Consider the following 22,663-nt stretch of genomic DNA (forward strand, 5'->3'; position numbering starts at 1 on the left):
GGGCGGGCGGGTTCGCCGATCGCCAGCAGTTCGCACTCCGAGTTCCGTGTTTCGCAGCGTGGTCGAGCCGATCGCATCGCATCGCAGGTGCCGTGCATTCCGATTGCTCGCCAGCACCCGTCCGTGCTGTCGATGATGGCCCGATGGAACACGTCGGGCCCTCCGTTGGCCGCCCCGCCCCCCGTCCCCCCTCCATCCGCCGCCGTGGCCTCACCGCAGCTGCCGTCACGGGCGTCGTCCTCGCGGCGATCCTGTCCGAGCACGCCCAGCCCTCGTCCGCACGGGGCACCACGTCGACGGCCTCGACGACGCCGACGATCCGACCGGTCGGCGGGAGCGGTCTGTTCGGACCCGACGATCGCCCCCGGTTCACGGTCGACGGCGTGGAGCGTGCGGCGGACGTCACCTGGCGGGTCAACGACACCACGGGGACGATCGTCGACTCGGGGACCGGTCGGGCGGGGACCCGATCGGTCGAGGTGCACCCCACGAGCGCCCTGCCGTCCGGCACCTACCGGCTGACCGTGCAGACGCCGGGCGCGACCTCCGCGTCGACCCGGTTCGTGCGGACCATCGCCGGTCCGGTCGGCTCGGACCCGTACTTCGGTCTCGGCGTCAACCCCGTGGCGAGCGCGCTGCCCTCACTCGCCGCACTCGGTGCCGGCAGCTACCGACAGGACCTGCAGTGGAGCGCGGTCGAGAAGGTCGCCGGACGGTTCGACTTCACGGCGACGGACGCCCGCATCGACCCGGTCGTGCGTGACATGGGGGTCAGCCCACTCTTCGTCCTCGACTACGGCAACGTCGCGTACACGAACGACCCGATGGCACCACCGGACGTCTCGAAACCCGCCCAGGCCGCCGCGTGGAAGCGGTACGTCAAGGAGACCGTTTCCCACATGCGGGACCGGCACCCGGACACCGATCTGTCCTACGAGGTCTGGAACGAGTGGACCAACAACCACGGTGTGCTGCCCGCGACGCCCGCCGCATACATCGAGCTCGCACGGGTCACAGCACAGGTCATCCGTGCCACCGACCCGGCGGCGACGATCGTCGGGCCGACCCAGAACGCGGTGTCCGACGACGAGCGCGCCTGGATCGGCGAGTGGTTCCGCCTCGGCGGCGCCGACCACGTCGACGCGGTCAGCATCCACCCGTACAGCAACCCGTGGGGTCCCGAGACCTGCGTCCCGACCAATCCGTGCATCGAGGACGCGCTCGCGTGGCTCCGGACGACGGCCGACCGGTACCCGCGCCCAGACGGCAGCGCCTTGCCGATCTGGATCACCGAGGTCGGATGGCCGACCCAGTTCGCCGGACCGGGCTGGGTTCGACCGGAGGACCAGACCGCCTACGTCCTGCGCACCTACGCCATCGCCGCGCAGTACGGCGTCGAGCGGCTCTTCCTGTTCGAGATGGCCGAGCCCGCCCTGGCGAACGGCACCGCACGGACGTTCGGTCTGCTCGGCAACGCCGACGGCGGCTACGAGCCGAAGCCCTCCGCCGCGGCCTGGGCGACCATGCAGCGGGTCCTCGCCGGCAAGCGGTACGTGGCGGAGCACCGGATCGGTCCGGTCCGCCACATGCGGTTCACCTCGCCGGACGGCAAGCACCACGCCCGTGTCGTCTGGCAGTCGGAAGCGCAGCACCTGTCGACGTCCGTGCGCGTCTCACTCCGTGGAACGGGCCGGATCGTCGAACCCACCGGGTCCGACAAGGCCGTGCGGGGCACCGCCGGGAAGCTCGACATGTCCGCGAAGTGGATCCCGCGGTTCGTCGTCTGGGACGAGTGACTCCGAGCGGTCCCGCGGTGCACCTGGTGCTCCGCGGGGCCACTCGCGTCATCCGTGTGCCGGCGTCGTGGCGCAGTCGAACGCGTGGTGCACGCCGTGGTCGTCGGTTCCGTGCCACCCCTGCCACCGGCCACGGAGCTGTGCCTGTTGGAACCGGGTCGCATCGTGGTCCCGCTTGATCCGTGCCACGAGGACGGCCGCCATCGACCGGGTGACCCAGTAAGCCGCCTGGCCGCGGAGCCGGTGCTTCCGGAGCACCCGCCCGAACCCCCGGTTGTACCGCAGCACCTTGGCCAGGGTCTCGTCCGTCATGCCGTCGTGCCGGAAGTCGCCGTGCCGCACGGCCACGTCCGGCATGTAGGCGATGCGGGCACCGCGACGGAGTGCGCGGATGACGAGGTCGTTCTCCTCGCCCGAACCGAACGGCGTCGCCGAACCGGTCCCGAGGGCGACGTCGAAGAGCCCGTGCGTCTCGAGCAGTTCTCGCCGCAGGAAGATGCCTGCGGCGACGATCGTCCGGGGAACCCGCCAGCTCGTGACCCGGCATGCTCGTCGACGCCAGCGGAGCATCGTGCCGCTGTCGTCACTCGCACGGCAGGGGATCGCTGCTCCGTCGAGGTCCCGACCGTCCATCCGCTCGGACAGGAGTTCGAGGACACCGTCGTCGAACCAGCAGTCGTCGTCGGGGAACGCCACGATGTCCCCGCGGATCGTGGCGAGCCCGCGGTTCCGGCCACGGCTGACACCACGGACGACGGGCTCGTGCACGTGTTCGGCGTGACCGGCCTCGATCAGGTCCCGCAGGAGCGGCAGCGCGTCCGGCTTCGGGCGCTGCTCGACCACGGTCACGAAGACCGGCACACGTGCTCGGCGGATCGAGTCGAGGCAGCGTTCGATGTGTTCGGGCGAGCGGATCGTCGAGATGACCAGGTGGAAGCGGTGGTCGGGCCCGGTGACGGCGTTCACTTCGACACCGTGCTCGTCGTCAGCAGGTCCGACGTCGAGCACGTCCCCGACTTCCAGGCGAGCAGCTCGCCCCGGATCCGTTGCAAGCGGTCCTGCAGTTCGCGGACCCGTTCGGCGATGCCCGCACGCTCCTGTTCGGCCGCGCGCATCGCGTCGACCAGGTCGTCCGCCGAGTGGCCCACCGTGACGGGGGCGGCACGGCCGGTGACGCTCGACCAGAAGTCGTCGCACTTCGAGGCGTAGGACAGCGGGACCGTCGCGATGCCGAGCGACACCGCGGCGACGGCTCCGTGCAGCCGTTCCGACACCACGAGGTCGCAACCGCCGATCGCGGCCATCGTCGCAGCGACGTCCGTGGAGGCGTGGACGACCGACGCCGTCGTCAGACGGCCTGCGAGCTGGCGTGCGGCGTCCTGGTCGGCTGCCGACAGGGCGAACGCGACCACCTCGGTCGCACCGGTGTCACGTGCGTGTTCGTCGACGGCCGCGGCGACGGTGGCGACGTCGAAGCGGGAGTGTGGATCGGACCCGAGGCTCACGCCGATGCGCGGAGCAGCCCGGGTGGGCCTGGGCACGTGCCGGACGAGGGGGTAGAGCAGCGCCGGGTCACCGCTGATGTCGACGGGCATCAGGTGCGCGGAGACCTCGTCCTGGGTGAGGGGACCGCGAACGCCGGCGATGTGCAGCCGCTGGAGCGTGCGCCAGGCTTCCCAGCGTTGCCGCTGCTGCGCCAGCGAGTACGTGTCCGATGCCGACGCCGCTCCGAGACCCACACCGATCAGCCCGTCCGCTCCGAAGTTGCGGATCGCCAGCCGTGCGTGCTCGGCCCACGACGCGAACCCGACGGACGTCCCGCCGCCGAGCAGGACGACCCGTTCCGTGCCGAGCGTGCGGAGCCGGTCGACCCCGAATCGTGGCGCCGTCCGGAGGTAGTCGCGTGCGTTGAGCGGTGCCTGGACCGTGAGGGGGTCGTCGAGCGCAGCGCGCCAGGTCTCGTACAGCAGGTCGTCGCCGAAGTTGGCGTTCCCCTGCCACCCGAGGTAGACGAGGGAACGGCGTGTGGGCGGCTTCATCAGTGGTCCTCCGCGGTGCGACGAGCTCGCGACGATCGACGAGGGCTCTCGCTGACCGGTGCCGACGGCTCGTAGTTGTAGTAGGTCTTCGCGCGACGCTGCACCGGTAGACGGTTCACGACGAGGCCGAGCAGGCGGGCGCCGACCTGGGTCACGGTGCGCTCTGCCGCCGTGAAGTCCGCGCGTCTGGTCCGCCCGTCCACGCTCACCACGAGCAGGACACCGCTGCAGATCGCGCCCAGCACAGCGGGGTCGGTCACCGGGAGCATCGGAGGTGCGTCGACGATGACGTACTCGTATCGGGACTCGAGTTCGCGGACCAGCTCGACCATGCGGCTCGAGCTCAGGAGTTCGCTCGGGTTCGGCGGAACGCGCCCCGCGGCGAGGACGTGGAGGGGGGAGTCCGCGCCGACTTCTTGGACGGCGTCGTCGAGGGCGACCTGCCGGGTCAGGACCGTGGAGAGTCCGACGCGGCTCTCGATGCCCAGGTAGGTGCCGGTGGTCGGTCGTCGGAGATCGGCGTCGACGAGGACGACGCGCGAGCCGTTCTGGGCGAGCATGAGCGCGAGGTTCACGGCGGTCGAGGACTTCCCCTCGCCCGGCGTCGCGCTGGTCACGACGATGCTCTGCGCGTCCCCGTCGAGGTTCGTGTAGGTCAGGTGGGTCCGGAGCTGGCGGAACGCCTCGGCTCGCGTGCTGTAGCGGTTGCCGAATGACACGAGCGGTTCGTTCGCGATGGTCTCGTCCAGGGGGAACTCGCCCAGCACGCTCGCGTGGGTGAGCCGGCGCAGTGCCTCGAACGAGCGGAGGCGGGTGTCGAGGACCTCGCGGAGCACGGCTTGGGCGATGCCGAGCGCGAGTCCGGCGAGCACACCGATGGCGGTGTTGACGGCCAGTCGGGGTGAGAACGGCGTGCTCGGAGCGGTTGCGGGCTGGAAGACGCTGAGGTGCACGAGGCCATCGGTGGCGGCCGCTTCGTTCTCGACCTGTTCGACCACCTTCACCAGCTGTTCCGTGACGGCGTTCGCGATGGCGGCGGCTTGCGACGGGGACTCGTCGGTGGCGCTGATCGCGATGAGCACGGTGTCGCGTTTCGACTCCGCCGTGACCACCCGCCCGAGGCCGCCGCCGCCAGGCAGCCCGAGCTGCTTCGCGGCCTGTCCGAGCACCTGGGGCGTGACCGCCAGCGCCTCGTACGACTTGACCCGGGCGGCCGAGAAGGTGTTGCCCTGGCTGAGGTCGGTGACCGAGGCCCCGCCTGCCACGGACACGAACACCTCGCTCGTCGCCCGGTACTGCGGTGCCTGGACCGCGGAGAAGGCCGCCGCGAGTCCGGTCGCGAGCAGCAGCACCGCGGCGATGGAGATCCAGCGGTGCCGGAGCACGTCGATGAACTGCGCGAGTGTCATCCGAGCCTTTCCTTCGGGTTTCGATGTGTGATACTCATAGTAGTTGATATGAAATATTACGCAACCAAGTGGAGGAGGCGCGGATGACCGTCCTCGGAACCCTGCTCCTCGTCGCGCTCGGCGTCGGACTGACGGTGCGTCGCGAGTGGTTGCCGGTGATCATCGGGGCGGCTGCAGGGCTGCCGTACTCGGCGGGCGTCGTCGTCGGGGGGAACGGCGTGCCGCTGTTCACCGTCGCGGCAGCAGCCAGCGCCTGCGCACTGCTCGGGACGCGTCGACTGGGGACGTCGCACTGGACTGCGAACGCCTTCGCCGTCTTCCTCGCGTGGACGACGGTGATCACCGCGCTGGCTCCGTGGATGTTCGGCGGCATCCGGGTCCTCGTCTCGCGCGGGGGAGTCGATCACCAGGTGGCCGACCCCGGTGTGCTCGCCTACACGGTGAGCAACGGGGCACAGCTCGCCTACCTGCTCCTCGCCGCCTGCTGCGCGCTCTACCTGGTGCGCGTCCGGGGTGCCGTCCTCGCGGTCGGTGTCGCGCTGGTCGTGGGGACGGTGACGACGAGCATCCGGGGCTTCCTCCTGCTGTTCCGAGCGGACGTGACGGCTCCCCTCTTCGACACCCTGCCGAACGTGGCGTACGCCTGGACCACGACGGAGGACCGGTTGCGCGGGGTCTTCAGCGAACCGAGCGAGCTCGCCGCGTTCTCCCTGCCCGCGGTCGCGTTCTTCGTCGTTGCGGCGCTGCGCTCCACCGGGCGGACCCGGTTCCTCTGGTCCGCGGCGGCAGCCCTCGCGTGCTCCAACCTGCTGCAGGCGTCCTCGGGCACGGCCGTCGTCGCATCCACCGTCGTGATCGGGTTGGGCATCGTCGTCCTGGCCGTCCGGTACGTCGTCCGCGGTGGCGTCGGCACCCCGTGGCTCGTCATCGGCGTGCTCACTGCGGCCGTGGTCGCCCTGGTCGCCGGTGACCACCTGCTCGCGCCGATCCGGGAACTCGTCGTCGACAAGGTGGACAGCAAGTCGTACGACTCCCGGACCGGGGCGGACACGTTCAGCTGGGGCGTCCTCGCGGACACGCTCGGGATGGGCGCCGGCATCGGCAGCAACCGACCGTCGTCGTTCGGCATGTCCCTGTTGTCCACCGTCGGCATCCCGGGCACCGCGGCGTTCGCGGCACTCGTCACGGGCATCGTCGCGACCGCGATCCGGCGTCCGGGCACGGTCGCGGCGGCCACGGCACTCGTCGCGCTGGTCGTCGCCAAGGTCGTCGGGACGCCCGACTTCTCGACCCCGGTCCTCTGGGTCCTCATCGCGGCCTGCGCGACCCCGACGTGGGTCCCGACCGCCGTCCCCACCCTCCGGCCCACGATTCCCACCCGCCGGCCCACCGTCCCCGCACTGACAGGAACTCGATCGTGATCGCCATCCTCATCGTCTGCGAAGGGAACGTCTGTCGTTCCCCCTACGTCGAACGCGTGCTCCGGGCCCGCCTGGACGCCGTCGCCCCGGGAGCGTTCCAGGTGTCCAGCGCAGGGACCGCCGCCGAGCCCGGTGCGGCGATGTTCCCGCGCTCGTCCGACGCCGTCCTGCGCCACGGTGCCGATCCCTCCGGCTTCGCAGGGACGCCCCTGACGGCACGCGTGCTCGACGGCCCCGCGCTCGTGCTCACCCTGGAACGCCAGCACCGTGCCGCGGTGCTCGACATCGCTCCCGCGCTGTTGCGGCGGACGTTCACGCTGCGCGAGTTCGAACGGCTCGTCCGTCCGCTCCTCGGTCAGGACGCCGTCGGCGCGGGGTTCTGGGACGACTTCCCCAGGTTGGTCGCACGTTCCCGACTCGGCACCGCCCCCACCGAGCCGGAGGCGGACGACATCGCCGACCCGGTCCGTGGGGACGACGCCGACCACGCCCGGATGTGCGCGCTGGCCGACGAGGCGATCGACGCCGTCGTCGCCTGTGCCGCACGAGCGACGGAAGGAGCTCGCGATGCGCGGACTGCTCGTGCATGAGTGGATCGAAGCGGTCGGCGGCGCCGAACGTGTCCTCGACGCCATGGCGGACGAGTACCCGGACGCCGATCTCTTCGGCCTCTGGAACGACGCCCCCGGCCGGTACCCCGGCCGGCGGGTGATCGAGAGCGCCCTCGCGCCGACGCCGCTGCGGGGTCGCAAGGCCCTGGCCGTCCCCTTCCTCCCCGCGCTGTGGTCGCACGGGCTGCGCGACCTCGGACCGTACGACTGGGCGCTCGTCAGTTCGCACCTGTTCGCGCACCAGGCCCGTGTGCCCGGTGTCGATCCCGAGCGCCAGTTCACCTACGTGCACACACCGGCGCGGTACCTCTGGAACCCGGAGCTCGATGCCCGCGGCTCGTCCGTCGCCGCACGGGTCGCGGGTCCCGCGCTCCGTGCAGTGGACCGCCGTCGGGGTGGGGCGCTCCGGCACGTCGCGGCCAACAGTCGTTTCGTGCAGCAGCGCATCCGAGCGAGCTGGGACGTCGATGCGGTCGTGATCCACCCGCCCGTCGGGGTCGAACGACTCACCGCTGTCGACGACTGGGCGCAGGTGCTCGACGACCGTGAGCGTGCGCTGCTCGAGTCGCTGCCCGCGGGCTTCCTGCTGGGTGCGTCCCGGTTCGTGCCGTACAAGCGACTCGACGTGGTGATCGAGGCCGGCCGGGCATCTGCGCGGCCGGTGGTGCTCGCCGGTGACGGACCCGACCTCGAACGGCTCCGGGCGCTCGCCGCTGACTCGGACGTCGACGTCCGCATCGTCGTCCGGCCGTCCGACGCGCTCCTGGCGGCACTGTTGCAGCGTGCAGCCGTCTACGTGTTCCCACCGGTGGAGGACTTCGGCATCATGCCGGTCGAGGCCATGGCGCTCGGCACGCCGGTCGTCGTGAACGCCGTCGGCGGCGCGTGCGACTCGGTGGAGCCCGGTCGGAGCGGTGTCGTCCTGCACGACTTCGCCCCGTCGACGATCCGGTCGGCCGTCGAGGCGGCTGCGGGACTCGACGGTGCGGACTGCCGAGCGCGGGCCGACACGTTCTCCACCACACGCTTCCGGCGCGAGATCGGCGCGTGGACCGGGATCCCGAGCGCGGTCCGTTCCTGACGCGCCCGGCCAGGAGGCCCGCCAGTCGTCGCCGGGTCGGCCCGCGGCAGGCGCCGCGCACGTGCAGTGCCGCCGTCCCGCGTCAGCGGGCGGCCGCCACCAGGATCGCTTCGAGCTGCGCGACGACGCGCGGGAGGTCGAACCGCCTGGCGGTCCGACGGCCGTTGTCGGCGAGCCGATCCCGGGCCTCCTGGCCGTCTGCCAGTCGCACCATGGCGGACGCGAGCGCTGCGACGTCGCCGGGTGGGACGAGGAGGCCGTCCTGATCGTGGGTGATGATCTCGGCGGGGCCACCCGCATCGCTGGCGATCACGGCCCGGCCCAGCGCCATGGCCTCGATGACGACCTGTCCGAACGGCTCCGCGCGTGTGCTGGCGTGGACGACGAAGTCACACGCGGCCATCTCGGCGGCGACGTCGTGCTGGTGCCCACGGAAGTCGACGGAGTCCCGCACGTCGAGTTCGGACGCGAGCGTGTGGAGCGACCGGGCGAACGCGTCGTCGGCGCCGAACAGCGGTGCACCCACGAGACGGAGTCGTGCGTCGGGGTCGAGACCGGACGCGCGGGCGGCCGCGAAGGCGCGGAGGGCGACGTCCTGACCCTTCCACGGCGTGAGGCGTCCGACCATGCCGATCGTGCACACCGGAGCGGTGTGCGGCGTTGGTTCCGGCGGGACGGACACGGGGCAGGCGACGACGGCGACGGGCCGGGGCAGGCGACCGAGCGACCGGGCCGTGGTCCGGGAGTTCGCGACCACCGTCCGGGGGAGGACCGCGAACGCGAGCCGGAGCAGCGCTGCGTTCACTCGCGACGACTCATCGGCACCGACGAGGTCGTGTGCGTGGGTGACCACGGGGATCCCGGCCCGCCGCCCGGCGAGTCCACCCCAGATGTGTGCCTTCGCCGAGTGGGTCGTCAGCACGTCGACACCGAGGGCGCGCAGGACGCGGGCAAGTTCGTGGGTGGCGCGGAGCGTGCTGACCGTCTTCGCGAGGAGCCCAGCTCCCGTGGTGGCGGTGTGGTGCCGGACGGTCGCATCGAGGGGAACGACCTGGCAGCGCACCCCGGAGTCGGCGAGGCGTTCCTCGAGCGGGCCGTGTTCGCCGAGGACCACGATCGGTTCGATCGTCGTGCACGAGGCGGTCACCCGCGCGACGAGCAGTTCTGCCCCGGAGAGGGCTGCGGAGTGGCTGAGGAAGGCCACCAGAGGCAACCGATCAGTTGTCATGCATTCAGCATATCAAGTATTGTATAGAACGTGACATACATATGTCCGCGGGTCCGATGACGCACCCGACACCTCCCGCTCCAGATCGGAACACACCATGGCCCTGAGCTCCCATCCTCCCGTCCGCCGCTTGCTCGTCACCGGACTGACCGCCGTCGGCATCCTCGCTGCAGCGACCGCGTGCTCCGGCACCGGCGACGACAAGCCGACCCCGAAGCCGAGTGCGAGCGCGACGGCCAAGGCGGACGAGCAGGTCTTCTCGAACCCGCCTGCCGACATCGAGAAGGTCCGGGCCGGGTGCAAGGACGGCAAGGCCGTCGTCGACCAGGCCAACAAGGACGTCACCGTCGGGGACTGCGCGTCGGTGGAGATCACCGCGGGCAACGCGGTCGTGCACCTCGGGAACGTCGAGGAACTCGTCGTCTCCGGTTCCATCAACGACATCGCCGCGAAGCAGGTCGGCTCGGTGCGGGTGACCACCGACGGCAACCGCCTGACCAGTGACAACGAGCCGGAGATCAGCGACGACGGCGAGGACAACGTGTTCCGCACGCGCTGATCGACACACACGCAGAACGACGAATGCCGCCGGCCCCAGGCCGGCGGCATTCGTCGTTCTGTCCCGCTGTTCTCCTCCCGCATCGCGGTTGACGCACGGGAACGGGCGCCCCTCCTGGTGGAGGGGCGCCCGTCGCGTGGTGCTGGTGGTGTTACCGGATGACGTTGATGGTGCGCTGGTCAGCAGGGCCGTTGAGGTTGCCCTTGGTGATCTGCTTGGTGAACAGCGTGTACGCCTGCGGGGTGAGGGTGCGCTCGACGGAGATCGTCCAGGCGCCCTGACCGTTCACCGTCGCGGAGCCCAGGCGGCTCACGGTGCCGTTCAGGACGACCTTGGCGCCGGGGGCACCGGTCCCCGTGAAGACGACCTGGTCGCCGCGGAGGGTCCCACCGTTGCCGGGGGTCTCGATGACGAGGTCCGCGGGCGTGCCGTAGTCGAGCGTCGCCGTCTTGGGCGCCGAGACCGTGCCGTTGACCGTCTGGGTGACGGTGAAGGTGCGGACGCCGGCGACCGTGGCGGGGATCGTGACGGAGTACTTCCCGTCGACGGCCTTGACGCTCTCGATGATCGTCGTGCCTTCGCGGACGATGACGTCCGCCCCGGTCTGGGCGTTGCCCGAGACGACGGCGTTCTGCTCGACGTCACGGTCGAAGACCCCGTTGGCCGTCAGCGCCGTGATCTGCTCGTTGCGGACGGTGACGGTGATGTTGACGCGCTGGGTGAGGCCGCCCTTGCTGGTCTGGAGTGCGTGGAGGTCGTAGACCGCCGGGTTGAGCTGGCGGGTGACGTCCACGGTCCAGGCGCCGTCGGCGATCTTGGTGTCACCGACGGAGGAGCTGTTGCCGCGCATGTCGAGCTTGGCGCCGGTGGCTCCGGTGCCGGTGAAGCGGATGGAGCCGTTGGTGACGGTGGCGCCGTTGGCCGGGGTCTGGATGACCGGGGCTGCGGGGTTGCCGTAGTCGAGGGAGCGGTCCAGTGGTGCGGAGACCTGGCCTCGGACGGTCTGGGTGACGGTGAAGTCGTTGACGCCGAAGTGGGCCTTGTTCGCGGGGATCGTGATCGTGTAGCGGCCGTTGGTGGCGATGGCGGTGCCGATGGTGTCGCCGTTGCTGTCCTTCACGGTGACGGTCGCGCCGGGGTCGGCGGAGCCGGTGATCGCGGCGGGCAGGTTCTCGTCCGTGGCGTTGAACGCGGCGGTCGCGGTCAACGGAGCAACCGGAGCCTCGTTGCGGACGGTGACGGTGATGTTGACGCGCTGGGTGAGGCCGCCCTTGCTGGTCTGGAGTGCGTGGAGGTCGTAGACCGCCGGGTTGAGCTGGCGGGTGACGTCCACGGTCCAGGCGCCGTCGGCGATCTTGGTGTCACCGACGGAGGAGCTGTTGCCGCGCATGTCGAGCTTGGCGCCGGTGGCTCCGGTGCCGGTGAAGCGGATGGAGCCGTTGGTGACGGTGGCGCCGTTGGCCGGGGTCTGGATGACCGGGGCTGCGGGGTTGCCGTAGTCGAGGGAGCGGTCCAGTGGTGCGGAGACCTGGCCTCGGACGGTCTGGGTGACGGTGAAGTCGTTGACGCCGAAGTGGGCCTTGTTCGCGGGGATCGTGATCGTGTAGCGGCCGTTGGTGGCGATGGCGGTGCCGATGGTGTCGCCGTTGCTGTCCTTCACGGTGACGGTTGCGCCGGGGTCGGCGGAGCCGGTGATCGCGGCGGGCAGGTTCTCGTCCGTGGTGTTGAACGCGGCGGTCGCGGTCAACGGAGCAACCGGAGCCTCGTCGGTGATCGTGATCGTGATCGGGACCTGCGTCGTGAGTCCGCCCTTGGTGGTCTGCACGGCGCGCAGGTTGTAGACGTTGTTCGCCAGGTCGATCGTCACCGGTGCGTTCCAGACACCATCGGTGACGGTACCGGTCGCGATGGCTCGGACGGAACCGCGGACGTCGATGCGGGCGCCCTCGTCACCGGTACCGGTGAAGGTCAGGCCGTCCTTCTGGACCGTCGAGCCGTTCGCCGGGCTGGTGATGCGGATCGGTGCCGGCATGCCGTAGTCGAGCGAGACGTCCTTCTCGGGCGAGGTCGTGTCGTTCTTCGTCTGGGTCACGGTGAAGTCGTTGACGCCGGTGTGGGCGAACGACGGCGGGACCGGGATCGAGTACTTCCCGTCGACGGCCTCGGTGCGGCCGACCTCGTTGCCGAGGCTGTCCTTGACGATCACGGTCGCGCCCGTGGTGGCGTCGCCGGAGATCGTCGCGGGCTTGGTGACGTCGTCATCGAATGCGCCGACCGCGGTGAGCTCGGTCGTGAGCGGGTTCGTCGCGACCGTGAACGAGACCTTCTCGGTGCTCGGCGCCCCGGCGAGCGGGGTCTGGGTCACGTCGAACTCGTAGGAACCGTCCGCGAGGTCCGCGGTCGCGGGGACGCTCCAGGCGCCGTCCTTCACGACGGTGGTCGCGATGAGGTTGTCCTCGGCGTCGCGGATCTCGATCGTGGCACCCTCGTCGCCGGTACCCGAGAACACCGGGCGCTTCGAGTCGACCGTGGAGCCGTCGGCCGGCGTGGTGACGACGAGCGCGTCCGGTGCGGGAACCTCGGCGGCTTCGACCGTGGCCTGCGTGGTGCTGGTGGTGTTGAACGCTCCCTCGGTGGCGGTACCGCTGAGCACGGTACGCATCGGGAAGGTGCCGGCCTCGGCGTCCTCGGGCGTGTTCACGTCGATGTTCCAGCGCATCAGGGATGCGTCGGGCAGGCTCCAGCTCGTCGACGTGGGTGCGAAGTCGAAGGTGTACTTCGTGCCGTCAGCGGAGCGCACTCCGTTCGTGAGCGTCATGGAGGAGTTCACCCAGACCTCGCCCGGCTTCTTGTAGGCGCCGTCGATCGTGTCCTGGTCCTCGGCGAAGGTGGTACCTGCGGGGGCGGTGAACTCGACCTTGCCCTGCGGACGGCTGACGCTGCCCTTGGTCTCGAACAGCGACTCGACCGGGGTCGTCGCACCGCGCTCGAGCGTGACAGCGGCGCCGGTCTGGCCGATGATCGCGGCGTTGTTGATCGTGACGACGACGTTCTTGCGGTCGACCTCGGTGTTGTTCACCTTCTGGATCGCGGTGAGTGTGTTCGCGCCGTCGGCGAGCCCCTCGACGGTCATCGACCAGTTGCCGCTCGAGTTGACGTTGGCGACCTTGCTGCCGATCGTGACGGTACCGTTCGGCGTTGCTGTCCCCGACACGACCGCGGTCTTTGCGACGTGATCAACAGACGTGACGTTCGCCGTCAGACCTTGGTTCCGCGGGAACATTGCATCGTAGTTTGCAAGATGGTAGCCGGTGCTGCCGCCTCTGCTGACATAGCCGTTCAGAGGCAGCACCACATATGAGCCGACGAAGAGAACCCCTCCACTGAGGTTGACTTCTTCTGCCGTTGAGCAAGGCCCGAGCGTGAACCCTTCCGGCTTGAAGGGCTGCAAACAGCTCGATCCCACCCTGAGCTGCCCTTTGCCCTGCGTGAACGTCGCGGTGATCGCCGCAGCATTCGCGGCGGCGAGCGACGAGTACTCGGTTACACGGAAATTCGATCCGACGGCCCAATATCCCGACGATTCGTTCCACTGCCAGACAAATTTTCCGGATGCGGTCGCATTGGTCGAAATTGAACGGGGTTCTGGGGCGGCGGCGGCAGGCGCGGAGCCGAAGGACAGGCCGGACACGATGGTGGCAGCGGCCAGCCCGGCCGCACCCATGGACTTGAGGGCAGTCGATGCCCTCTTCTTGTGAGACATGTGCATCTTTCAGGACAGGCCGCGCGACGGCGGCTGTGCGGGAAGGGGCACGCCCGTGGACAGACTCCAGCGGCGCATGTGTATTCAGAATATCACGTGAAATACCAACATACGAGCCCGCTAGCGGGCTGGCCTCCCGGCTGGGAGTTGAGTGGGACTGGCGCAGGTTTGCTCCCCCTGAAGTTGACTCTAGGTGGCTCAGGAGTAGGGTTGAGTCCATCGGACGCAAGTCCAACGACTTACCCCAAAGCAAGAGGAGCAACACATGGGACGTGCAGTAGGCATCGACCTCGGAACCACCAACTCCGTCGTCTCCGTTCTCGAAGGTGGCGAGCCCACCGTCATCGCCAACGCCGAAGGCATGCGCACCACGCCGTCGATCGTGGCGTTCACGAAGGACGGCGAGGTCCTGGTCGGCGAGACCGCCAAGCGCCAGGCCGTGACGAACGTCGACCGCACCATCGCGTCGGTCAAGCGTCACGTCGGCACCGACTGGACCACCGAGATCGACGGCAAGAAGTACACGCCGCAGGAGATCTCGGCCCGCACCCTCGGCAAGCTCAAGCGCGACGCCGAGCAGTACCTCGGCGAAGACGTCACGGACGCGGTCATCACCGTGCCGGCGTACTTCAACGACGCCGAGCGCCAGGCCACGAAGGACGCCGGTGAGATCGCCGGCCTCAACGTCCTCCGCATCATCAACGAGCCGACCGCCGCCGCTCTGGCCTACGGCCTCGACAAGGGCAAGGAAGACGAGCTCATCCTGGTCTTCGACCTCGGTGGCGGCACGTTCGACGTCTCCCTGCTCGAGGTGGGCAAGGACGACGACTTCTCGACGATCCAGGTCCGCGCGACCTCCGGTGACAACCGCCTCGGTGGTGACGATTGGGACCAGCGCATCGTCGACTACCTGGTCAAGAAGTTCAAGGACGAGCACGGCGTCGACCTGTCCACGGACAAGATCGCCAAGCAGCGCCTGAAGGAAGCGGCTGAGCAGGCCAAGAAGGAGCTGTCGTCGCAGATGTCGGCGAACATCCAGCTCCCGTACCTGACGCTCACCGCCGAGGGCCCGCTGAACCTGGACGAGACCATCTCGCGCGCACAGTTCGAGCAGATGACCTCCGACCTGCTCGACCGCACCAAGAAGCCGTTCAACGACGTGATCAAGGAGGCCGGCGTCTCGGTCAACGACATCGCGCACGTGGTGCTCGTCGGTGGCTCGACTCGCATGCCCGCCGTGGCCGAGGTCGTCAAGTCGCTGACCGGTGGCAAGTCCCCGAACCAGGGCGTCAACCCGGACGAGGTCGTCGCCGTCGGTGCCGCGCTGCAGGCCGGTGTGCTGAAGGGCGAGCGCAAGGACGTCCTGCTCATCGACGTCACGCCGCTGTCGCTCGGCATCGAGACCAAGGGCGGCCTGATGACGAAGCTCATCGACCGCAACACCGCGATCCCGACCAAGCGGAGCGAGACCTTCACGACCGCTGACGACAACCAGCCGTCGGTCGCCATCCAGGTCTTCCAGGGCGAGCGCGAGTTCACCCGCGACAACAAGCCGCTCGGCACCTTCGAGCTCACCGGCATCGCCCCGGCTCCCCGTGGTGTGCCGCAGGTCGAGGTCACCTTCGACATCGACGCCAACGGCATCGTGCACGTGTCCGCCAAGGACAAGGGCACCGGCAAGGAGCAGTCGATGGTCATCTCCGGCGGCTCGTCGCTGCCGAAGGAGGACATCGAGCGCATGGTCCGCGAAGCCGAGGAGCACGCCGCCGAGGACAAGGCACGTCGCGAGGCCAACGAGCGTCGCAACCAGGCCGAGCAGCTCGTCTACTCGATCGAGAAGCTCATCAAGGAGAACGACGAGAAGCTCCCCGCGGACGTCAAGTCCGAGGTGCAGGCCGATGTCGACGCGCTCAAGTCCGCTCTTGCGGGCGAGGACGACGACGCCGTGAAGACCGCCTTCGACAAGCTCAACGAGTCGCAGGGCAAGCTCGGCCAGGCCATCTACAGCCAGCAGGACGCAGCAGCCGGCGCCGCCGGTGGCGAGCAGCCCGCGGGTGAGCAGCCGGCCGACGACGAGGACATCGTCGACGCCGAGGTCGTGGACGACGAGGACGACAAGGACAAGAAGTAACGATGACGGATCCCAAGGACAACGCGCCCCACGAGGACGAGCCCCAGGTCGAGGGCGACGCCACGAACGCGGCCGAGCCCGAGGACCTCATCGAGGCGGAGGGGCCCGACGTCGAAGTACCGACGGACGGCCCCGCCGCCGGGGGGCCGGCGGCCGATGCAGCGAACGACCTCTCCCCGGAGGACGAAGCGCTGCTCGCCGACGCAGCCCGCGGCATCGCCGAGGACAAGCTCAGCACCGAGGACCGTGACCTCGTCGCCGAGATGCGTGCGGACATGCTCCGTGCGCAGGCCGAGCTGGTGAACTTCCGGAAGCGCGTCGAGCGTGACCGCGAGGCCAACCGCGAGGTCGCCATCGCCGAAGTGGTGCGGGCCCTGCTGCCGGCGCTCGACGACCTCACCCGGGCGGAGGCCCACGGTGACCTCGCCGAGGGGCCGATGCAGGTCATCGGCCAGAAGATCCGCGGGGGCTTCGAGAAGTTCAAGCTCGTGCAGATCGGCGAGAAGGGCGAGGCGTTCGACCCGAACATCCACGAGGCGATCGTCCAGCTCCCCACCCCGGGCGCCACCGGACAGACCGTCGCGGACGTCGTCGAGCCGGGCTACAAGCTCGGTGAGCGCGTCCTCCGCGCGGCCAAGGTCGCGGTGGCGGTCCCGGCCTGAGCCGGGTCCCCACGGTGACGACAGAAGAAGGCAGGTGATCCATGGCCAGTCAGGATTGGTTCGACAAGGACTTCTACAAGGTCCTCGGCGTGTCCAAGGACGCCTCCGACGCCGAGCTGAAGAAGACGTACCGGAAGCTCGCGCGGCAGTTCCACCCGGACTCCAACCCGGGTGACGCCGCCGCCGAGAACCGCTTCAAGGAGATCAGCGAGGCGTACTCGGTGCTCTCCGACAAGGAGCAGCGCCAGGAGTACGACCAGGTCCGCGCCATGGGCTCCGGCGCCCGCTTCACAGCGGGCGGCGGGGGCCAGGGCGGCTTCGAGGACGTCTTCGGCGGGATGTTCGGGCAGCAGGGCGGCGGCGGACAGCGTGTCCGCTTCGGCCAGGGTGGCCCCGGCGGTGCCGGTGGATTCGAGGACATCCTCGGCGGGATGTTCGGCGGAGGTGGCGGCTTCGGCCAGACCTCCGGCGGCTACCGCGGTTTCGGCGGGCCGACGAAGGGCCGCGACGTCACGGCGTCGACGACCCTCGACTTCACCACGGCGATCGCCGGTGACACCGTCAAGCTGTCGCAGGGCAACGGCCGACCGGTGAACGTCCGCATCCCCGCGGGCGTCGCCGACGGTCAGAAGATCCGTCTGCGCGGCCGCGGCGAGCCCTCGCCCGATGGCGGAGAGGCCGGTGACCTCGTGGTCGCCGTGTCGGTGCGGAAGCACCCGGTGTTCGAGCGCGACGGGCTCAACCTGCGCGTGGACGTCCCCGTGACGTTCACCGAGGCAGCGCTCGGCGCGACGATCGAGGTCCCGACGCTCGGCGGTTCGCCCGTGAAGCTCAAGGTCGCCCCCGGCACGCCGTCGGGTCGCGTCCTGCGCGTCAAGGGCCGCGGCGTCACGACGAAGAACGGCACGGGCGACCTGCTCGCGACCGTCCAGGTCGCGGTGCCGTCGCACCTGTCGGACAAGCAGCGCGAGGCCGTCGAGGCACTCGCGGCTGCGCTGCCCGACGAGAACCCCCGCGAGGACCTCCTCGCCAAGGCGCGCGACTAGCGTCGCGCACGCAATGCAGTAGACCCGGCCTGGAGGAACGGCGCGGCTTCCTGACGGACGCTCGCCGTTCCTCCAGGCTGGTTTCCACCCCACGCGGACGACGGAAAGGAACGCGCCATGACCGACATGGACGAGAACTCGCCCGTCTTCGCGATCGCGGTCGCTGCGGAGCTCGCCGAGATGCACCCGCAGACGCTGCGGCAGTACGACCGGCTCGGCCTGGTCGTGCCGGGTCGCACCCGGGGTGGGTCGCGGCGGTACTCGATGCGCGATGTCGTGCAGTTGCGCGAGATCGCGCGACTCGGCTCCGAGGGGGTGTCGCTGGAGGGGATCCGGCGGGTGCTCGACCTGGAGAACGAGAACAAGGCGCTGCGCGACCGGGTGCGCGAACTCGAGTCGGCGTTGGCCGACCAGCTCATCAACCGGCCCGGTGCGCGGGTCTTCGCCGCCACCGCGAGTGGTGCGGCGATCTCGCTCAAGGCGGGGTCGCGGCCGCAGCGGAACACGCAGATCGTCCTGTACCGCGGACCGCGCTGACGGGGATCGACAGGCGAACGCCCCCGGTGACCGAGTGGTCACCGGGGGCGTTCTGTGTGGGCTGTGTGGCTTACTTGACGGTGAAGCGGACGGGGAGCTCGCTGGTGGCGTTGCCGGGCGTGGTCTGCTTCGCGGTGAGGGCGTAGCTGCCACGGCCGAGGTCGATGTTCGACGCCACGCTCCACTTGCCGTCGGCGTTGACCTCGGCGGTCGCGACGACGCGGGAGGTGCCGCGGATCTCGATCGTCGAGCCGGCCTGGCCGGTGCCGGTGAAGGTGGGGCGGGGTCCGGTGGTGGTGCCGTTCATCCCGGGGGACGTGACCGTCAACGGCGCTGCCGTGGCGGTGACGGAGAAGCGGACGGGGGCTTCGCTGGTGGCGTTGCCGGTGGTGGTCTGCTTCGCGGTGAGGGCGTAGCTGCCGCGGCCGAGGTCGATGCTCGACGTGGCGCTCCACTTGCCGTCGGCGTTGACCTCGGCGGTCCCGACGACGCGGGAGGTGCCGCGGATCTCGATCGTGGACCCGGCCTGGCCCGTGCCGGTGAAGGTGGGGCGGGGGCCGGAGGCGGTGCCGTTCATCCCGGGGGACGTGACCACGAGCGGTGCGACGGCGTCGTCTTCGGTGGTGAAGGCGATGTTGCGCATCACCGAGGAGCGTCCGTCGGCGGTGGTCTGCGTGAACGTGACCTCGTACCCGTCCTTGCTGGTCAGGTCGGCGGTGGCGTCCCAGGTGCCCACGCCCGACCGTGCGCCGTCTGCCTTCGTCTCGAAGAGTCGCTGGCCGCGCTGGTCGGTCGCGGTGATCGTCGCGCCGGCCTCGGCGGTGCCGGCGAACGCCCGCTTGCCCGGCGTGTAGTCGTTCTCGTCCGCGAGGCCCTCGACCCGCAGGAGGCGGGGAAGCGCAACGCGCTCCGATGTCCCGCTGAAGTCGCGGCCGTCGAAGACCAGGTTGACCATGTCGAGCTGCTTGCCGGTCGCGGCGGCGGCGATCGTGTAGCTCCACACCGCATCGGCGCGGGTGGTGTGCCCGACGACGCGGTCTCCGTCGAGGATCCAGAGCCCAGGAGCGTCATCGCGCTCCCCGACCACCTGGACGCGCCCGTCCGGGTGGACGAACACGGACCGGAGGGACGGTGCGGCGGCAGTCGGGTCGATCGGCAGCTGCTCGAGCGCGACGGGCACGCGGGCCGAGGAGGTGCCGTCGGCGGTGCGTCCGACGACGTAGACCGTGGAGCCGACGCGGTCCTGCGGGAGCCGAGCGGAGTAGCCGGTCTCGCCGAGGCGGGCGTCGGCGATGGTGGAGCCGGCTTCGTCCTGCACGACGACCGAGTCCACGTCCTCAGCGACGGAACCCGCCACGACGAACGACCCGTCGAGGACGCGCCCCTTCTGCACGACCGTGGGTGCGGTCGGCGCGTCCGATGCCGCCGGCGAGAACCGGACGTCGCGGAGCTCGTTCGTCCGGCCGTCGGTCGTCGTCTGGGTGAGGGTGATCACGTGGTCGGCGTCGGTGAGGTCGGCGTCGGCGCTCCAGGTGCCGGTCCCGTTGCGGGCTCCGCTGACCTCGGTCGTGAACAGGGTGGCGCCCGAGGTGGTGTCCTTCGCGACGATCGTGGCACCGGCGGTCGCACTGCCGGCGAAGTGGGTGGTGCCGGGCGTGAACGTGTTCTGCTGCTGCAGTCCGTCGATCTTGATGGTGCGGGGGATCGGGGTGCGCTCGCCGCGGGTCTGGGTGCCGTCGGCGGCGGTGTGGACGCGGATCGCTTCGAGCGGTTCGTCCTTGTGGCGGTCCTGCACGACGAGGAAGAAGATGCCGGTGGTGCTCCGGTCGTACACCTGGTTGCCGCTGACGAGCCAGACGTCGTCGCCACCACCGGCTCGTCCGCCGACGATGCGGGATGACCACGGGGTGCTCCAGTCGATGGAGAAGCGCAGTGCCTCCAGCGAGGGATCGACGGGGATGGAATCGAAGTCCGGAAGAGTCTCCTGCACGGTGGAGTCCGACGACGAGGCGGCTGCGGGAGTGGCGGTGGCAGCGGTGGCGGCCGCGGGCGTCAGCAAGCCGAAGCCGAGGGAAGCGGTGAGGACGCCGCAGACGACCGCGGCGCTCCGGAACGATGTGGATGCCATTGAGGGCTCCTTCTGGTGGGGGGACTCCCAGTGTATTGACATGTGAAATACACAGGCTGTTGATATCGCGAGTGCAATCACCATGCGCTTCGCCGCGGGCTGTCGCCGGGTACGCTGACGCGGTGCCAGACTTCGCCGACCTCTTCCGCCGACGCGACGACGACGCGCCCGACCTCATCGCGATCGACGGCACCGACCGCTTCCTGCTCGACGAAGCACCGCACGTGCACGGCGACGCACTCCGGCAGCCGGGCGAGGTCGCGGTCGTCGACGACCGGTACGGGGTGCTGACGCTCGGCCTCATCACGCAGTACGGCGCGAGCGACATCCGGGTCGTGCAGGACTCCCTGGTGGGGGAGCGGGCGCTCGAGGCCAACGCCGGCACCTTCGGACTCCGTGGGTTCCACCACCCCGACTCGTTCGAGGCTGCGTTCCGCGACGTCCGGCTGGTCGTGCTGCGGCTGTCGAAGTCGCACGACCGTCTGGACGAGATCGCCCGCGCCGTCGCCCGGTTCGCCGCGCCCGACGTCGTGTTGCTCTGCGGCGGCAACGTCAAGTACATGAACCTGTCGCAGAACGACGTGCTGCGCCGGTCGTTCGGCGACGTCGCTGCCTCGCGTGGCCGGGGCAAGTCGCGGCTGCTCATCGCGCAGGACCCGCTCCGCGCCCAGGCCACCCGTGCCGCGACCACGAACCCCTGGCCCCGGTCGGTGCACGTCGACGACCTCGGCATGACCCTGGTCGCGCACGGTGGCGTGTTCGCGGGGACGTCGCTCGACCAGGGCACGCGGGTGCTCCTCGACGCGATGGACCGAGCGGTCCCCACCGCGCGCACGGTCGTGGACCTGGGGAGTGGCAACGGCGTGATCGCAGCGGCGACCGCGCTGCGCCGACCGAACGTCCGCGTGGTCGCCACCGACGTGTCGCGGATCGCGGTGGAGTCGACGCGCGCGACGGCGGAGGCCAACGGGGTCGCCGACCGGGTGACGGTGCTGCGGACCGACGCGGGCGACGAGCTCGCCGAGGGGTCCGCGCAGCTGGTGCTGTGCAACCCGCCGTTCCACGCGGACACGGCGGTGACCACGGACACCGCCGAGGCGATGTTCCGGAACGCGGCCACGATCCTCCAGGCCGGCGGTGAACTGTGGTGCGTCTGGAACACGCACCTGCGCTACCGGCCGGTCCTCTCGCGCCTGGTCGGGCCGACCCGCGAGGTCGTCAGGACCCCGAAGTTCACCGTGACGGCCTCGGTCGCGACGAACCGCTGACGGCCACGGACGGCGAGAGCCGCCCGGGCTGACCCGGACGGCTCTCGCGACGTGCTGCTGTGCTGGGATCGATCAGGCCGGCACGTAGTCGAACGTGTCGGGGTCGGGACCCGTGCGGTGGCCCTTGTCGAGGCCGGTGATGTCCGTCATGTCCTCGTCCGAGAGCTCGAAGTCGAAGATCGCGAAGTTCTCCTCGACGCGGGCGCGCGTGACGGACTTCGGGAACACGATGTCGCCGCGCTGGATGTGCCAACGGAGGACGACCTGCGCCGGGGACTTGCCGACCGACGAGGCGATGCGGGTGATGGTCTCGTCGTCGAGCACGAGGCCCTGCGCGATCGGGGACCACGCCTCGGTCGCGATGCCGTGCTCACGGTTGTAGGCGCGGAGTTCGTCCTGCGCCAGGTACGGGTGCACCTCGATCTGGTTCACGGCCGGGGTGATGGTCGTCTCGGCGGCGAGGCGGTTGAGGTGGTTGGTCTGGAAGTTCGAGACACCGATCGACCGGGCGGTACCGGCGGCGTAGAGCTCCTCGAAGGCCTTCCACGTCGGCACGAAGTCCGAGACGGTGGGCAGGGGCCAGTGGATGAGGAAGAGGTCGGTGTAGCCGCCGAGCAGCTCGGCCGACTTCTTGCCGTTCTCCAGCGCAGCCTCGGGGTCGTGGAAGCCGTTGTTGAGCTTCGAGGTGACGAAGATCTCCTCACGCGGGATGCCGGACGCAGCGATCGCCTCACCGACCTCCTTCTCGTTGCCGTACATCTCGGCGGTGTCGATGTGGCGGTAGCCGACCTCGAGCGCAGCCAGCGTGGCGGCCTTCGTCTCGGAGGGGTCGATCTGGAAGACGCCGAAGCCGAGCTGCGGGATGGTCTTGCCGTCGTTCAGGGTGATGTTCGGAACGGTCATGGACCCATGCAACCAAACGCCCCTCAGCGCGCATTCCGCCGACACCCAGGAACGGCGAGCCCGGGCGCGCCGCTCGGGCTG

At 70.0% G+C, this 22,663-nt stretch carries 18 protein-coding genes; 11 read left to right on the forward strand and 7 right to left on the reverse strand.

The window, feature by feature from the left end; all coding sequences use genetic code 11:
• The first annotated feature begins 143 nt into the window (after window positions 1-143).
• Entirely contained in the window at window positions 144-1,796 is a 1,653-nt protein-coding gene (locus tag MXD64_RS02450) for a GH39 family glycosyl hydrolase (protein WP_263137083.1), read from the forward strand.
• A 48-nt stretch (window positions 1,797-1,844) separates the two neighbouring features.
• On the opposite strand, the gene MXD64_RS02455 is transcribed toward MXD64_RS02450, so the two are convergent.
• Genes MXD64_RS02455 through MXD64_RS02465 form a run of 3 tightly spaced genes read right to left on the reverse strand, consistent with a single transcriptional unit; the run spans window position 1,845 to window position 5,244 of the window.
• Window positions 1,845-2,762, reverse strand: a complete 918-nt coding sequence (locus MXD64_RS02455) for a glycosyltransferase family 2 protein (RefSeq protein ID WP_263137084.1) — start codon at window positions 2,760-2,762, stop codon at window positions 1,845-1,847.
• Window positions 2,759-3,835, reverse strand: a complete 1,077-nt coding sequence (locus tag MXD64_RS02460; RefSeq protein ID WP_263137085.1) for a polysaccharide pyruvyl transferase family protein — start codon at window positions 3,833-3,835, stop codon at window positions 2,759-2,761. The genes MXD64_RS02455 and MXD64_RS02460 overlap by 4 nt, the downstream gene beginning before the upstream one ends.
• Entirely contained in the window at window positions 3,835-5,244 is a 1,410-nt protein-coding gene (locus MXD64_RS02465; protein ID WP_214562262.1) for a polysaccharide biosynthesis tyrosine autokinase, read from the reverse strand. Before MXD64_RS02465 ends, MXD64_RS02460 begins: the two co-directional genes overlap by 1 nt.
• Before the next feature lie 83 nt (window positions 5,245-5,327).
• On the opposite strand from MXD64_RS02465, the gene MXD64_RS02470 reads away from it, so the two are divergent.
• The 3 genes from MXD64_RS02470 to MXD64_RS02480 are packed head-to-tail and all read left to right on the forward strand — an operon-like array spanning window position 5,328 to window position 8,357.
• Window positions 5,328-6,665, forward strand: coding sequence for a hypothetical protein (locus tag MXD64_RS02470; protein WP_263137086.1), 1,338 nt, complete (start codon window positions 5,328-5,330; stop codon window positions 6,663-6,665).
• Window positions 6,662-7,255: an arsenate reductase/protein-tyrosine-phosphatase family protein gene (locus tag MXD64_RS02475; RefSeq protein ID WP_263137087.1), complete on the forward strand. Its 594-nt coding sequence runs from the start codon at window positions 6,662-6,664 to the stop codon at window positions 7,253-7,255. The genes MXD64_RS02470 and MXD64_RS02475 overlap by 4 nt, the downstream gene beginning before the upstream one ends.
• Window positions 7,233-8,357, forward strand: a complete 1,125-nt coding sequence (locus tag MXD64_RS02480) for a glycosyltransferase (RefSeq protein WP_071250628.1) — start codon at window positions 7,233-7,235, stop codon at window positions 8,355-8,357. Before MXD64_RS02475 ends, MXD64_RS02480 begins: the two co-directional genes overlap by 23 nt.
• An 82-nt stretch (window positions 8,358-8,439) precedes the next feature.
• On the opposite strand, the gene MXD64_RS02485 is transcribed toward MXD64_RS02480, so the two are convergent.
• Window positions 8,440-9,585 (reverse strand): glycosyltransferase, encoded by a 1,146-nt coding sequence (locus tag MXD64_RS02485; RefSeq protein ID WP_263137088.1) that lies wholly within the window; start codon window positions 9,583-9,585, stop codon window positions 8,440-8,442.
• Window positions 9,586-9,682: 97 nt separating this feature from the next.
• Here MXD64_RS02485 and MXD64_RS02490 point away from each other — a divergent pair, with 97 nt between their 5' ends.
• Window positions 9,683-10,144 carry a DUF3060 domain-containing protein gene (locus MXD64_RS02490; protein ID WP_214519725.1) on the forward strand — a complete coding sequence of 154 codons (462 nt, stop codon included), beginning with the start codon at window positions 9,683-9,685 and terminating at the stop codon, window positions 10,142-10,144.
• A 151-nt stretch (window positions 10,145-10,295) separates the two neighbouring features.
• On the opposite strand, the gene MXD64_RS02495 is transcribed toward MXD64_RS02490, so the two are convergent.
• Window positions 10,296-13,358, reverse strand: a complete 3,063-nt coding sequence (locus MXD64_RS02495) for an Ig-like domain-containing protein (protein WP_263137089.1) — start codon at window positions 13,356-13,358, stop codon at window positions 10,296-10,298.
• Between the two features lie 208 nt (window positions 13,359-13,566).
• On the opposite strand from MXD64_RS02495, the gene MXD64_RS02500 reads away from it, so the two are divergent.
• From MXD64_RS02500 to MXD64_RS02520, 5 genes are all read left to right on the forward strand, one after another.
• Window positions 13,567-13,902 carry a hypothetical protein gene (locus MXD64_RS02500; RefSeq protein WP_156155329.1) on the forward strand — a complete coding sequence of 112 codons (336 nt, stop codon included), beginning with the start codon at window positions 13,567-13,569 and terminating at the stop codon, window positions 13,900-13,902.
• Between the two features lie 270 nt (window positions 13,903-14,172).
• The gene (dnaK, locus tag MXD64_RS02505; protein WP_017886379.1) at window positions 14,173-16,038 is read left to right on the forward strand and encodes a molecular chaperone DnaK; all 1,866 of its coding nucleotides are present in this window, start codon (window positions 14,173-14,175) and stop codon (window positions 16,036-16,038) included.
• Between the two features lie 2 nt (window positions 16,039-16,040).
• Window positions 16,041-16,700, forward strand: a complete 660-nt coding sequence (locus tag MXD64_RS02510; RefSeq protein WP_082046895.1) for a nucleotide exchange factor GrpE — start codon at window positions 16,041-16,043, stop codon at window positions 16,698-16,700.
• Window positions 16,701-16,741: 41 nt separating this feature from the next.
• On the forward strand, window positions 16,742-17,746 hold the full coding sequence (locus tag MXD64_RS02515; RefSeq protein ID WP_017886377.1) for a DnaJ C-terminal domain-containing protein: 1,005 nt from the start codon (window positions 16,742-16,744) through the stop codon (window positions 17,744-17,746).
• Window positions 17,747-17,872: 126 nt separating this feature from the next.
• Window positions 17,873-18,283 (forward strand): heat shock protein transcriptional repressor HspR, encoded by a 411-nt coding sequence (locus MXD64_RS02520; protein ID WP_027464889.1) that lies wholly within the window; start codon window positions 17,873-17,875, stop codon window positions 18,281-18,283.
• Window positions 18,284-18,353: 70 nt separating this feature from the next.
• Here MXD64_RS02520 and MXD64_RS02525 read toward each other — a convergent pair whose 3' ends face one another.
• Entirely contained in the window at window positions 18,354-20,411 is a 2,058-nt protein-coding gene (locus MXD64_RS02525; RefSeq protein ID WP_263137090.1) for an Ig-like domain-containing protein, read from the reverse strand.
• A 122-nt stretch (window positions 20,412-20,533) separates the two neighbouring features.
• Here MXD64_RS02525 and MXD64_RS02530 point away from each other — a divergent pair, with 122 nt between their 5' ends.
• Window positions 20,534-21,679 carry a class I SAM-dependent methyltransferase gene (locus MXD64_RS02530; RefSeq protein ID WP_263137091.1) on the forward strand — a complete coding sequence of 382 codons (1,146 nt, stop codon included), beginning with the start codon at window positions 20,534-20,536 and terminating at the stop codon, window positions 21,677-21,679.
• Between the two features lie 72 nt (window positions 21,680-21,751).
• Here MXD64_RS02530 and MXD64_RS02535 read toward each other — a convergent pair whose 3' ends face one another.
• Complete coding sequence (locus tag MXD64_RS02535; RefSeq protein WP_017886373.1) at window positions 21,752-22,582, reverse strand: aldo/keto reductase; 831 nt, start codon at window positions 22,580-22,582, stop codon at window positions 21,752-21,754.
• Window positions 22,583-22,663 lie beyond the last annotated feature (81 nt).

The sequence above is a fragment of the Curtobacterium sp. Arg-1 genome, assembly GCF_025643395.1.
Taxonomy (GTDB): domain Bacteria; phylum Actinomycetota; class Actinomycetes; order Actinomycetales; family Microbacteriaceae; genus Curtobacterium; species Curtobacterium poinsettiae.

Bases quoted from the DNA above. Each gene is read 5' to 3' on its own strand.
- MXD64_RS02525 (WP_263137090.1), bottom strand. From the start codon at position 20,411: ATGGCATCCACATCGTTCCGGAGCGCCGCGGTCGTCTGCGGCGTCCTC.
- MXD64_RS02515 (WP_017886377.1), top strand. From the start codon at position 16,742: ATGGCCAGTCAGGATTGGTTCGACAAGGACTTCTACAAGGTCCTCGGC.
- MXD64_RS02520 (WP_027464889.1), top strand. From the start codon at position 17,873: ATGGACGAGAACTCGCCCGTCTTCGCGATCGCGGTCGCTGCGGAGCTC.
- MXD64_RS02490 (WP_214519725.1), top strand. From the start codon at position 9,683: ATGGCCCTGAGCTCCCATCCTCCCGTCCGCCGCTTGCTCGTCACCGGA.
- MXD64_RS02470 (WP_263137086.1), top strand. From the start codon at position 5,328: ATGACCGTCCTCGGAACCCTGCTCCTCGTCGCGCTCGGCGTCGGACTG.
- MXD64_RS02465 (WP_214562262.1), bottom strand. From the start codon at position 5,244: ATGACACTCGCGCAGTTCATCGACGTGCTCCGGCACCGCTGGATCTCC.
- MXD64_RS02480 (WP_071250628.1), top strand. From the start codon at position 7,233: ATGCGCGGACTGCTCGTGCATGAGTGGATCGAAGCGGTCGGCGGCGCC.
- MXD64_RS02485 (WP_263137088.1), bottom strand. From the start codon at position 9,585: ATGACAACTGATCGGTTGCCTCTGGTGGCCTTCCTCAGCCACTCCGCA.
- dnaK (WP_017886379.1), top strand. From the start codon at position 14,173: ATGGGACGTGCAGTAGGCATCGACCTCGGAACCACCAACTCCGTCGTC.
- MXD64_RS02460 (WP_263137085.1), bottom strand. From the start codon at position 3,835: ATGAAGCCGCCCACACGCCGTTCCCTCGTCTACCTCGGGTGGCAGGGG.
- MXD64_RS02535 (WP_017886373.1), bottom strand. From the start codon at position 22,582: ATGACCGTTCCGAACATCACCCTGAACGACGGCAAGACCATCCCGCAG.
- MXD64_RS02510 (WP_082046895.1), top strand. From the start codon at position 16,041: ATGACGGATCCCAAGGACAACGCGCCCCACGAGGACGAGCCCCAGGTC.
- MXD64_RS02450 (WP_263137083.1), top strand. From the start codon at position 144: ATGGAACACGTCGGGCCCTCCGTTGGCCGCCCCGCCCCCCGTCCCCCC.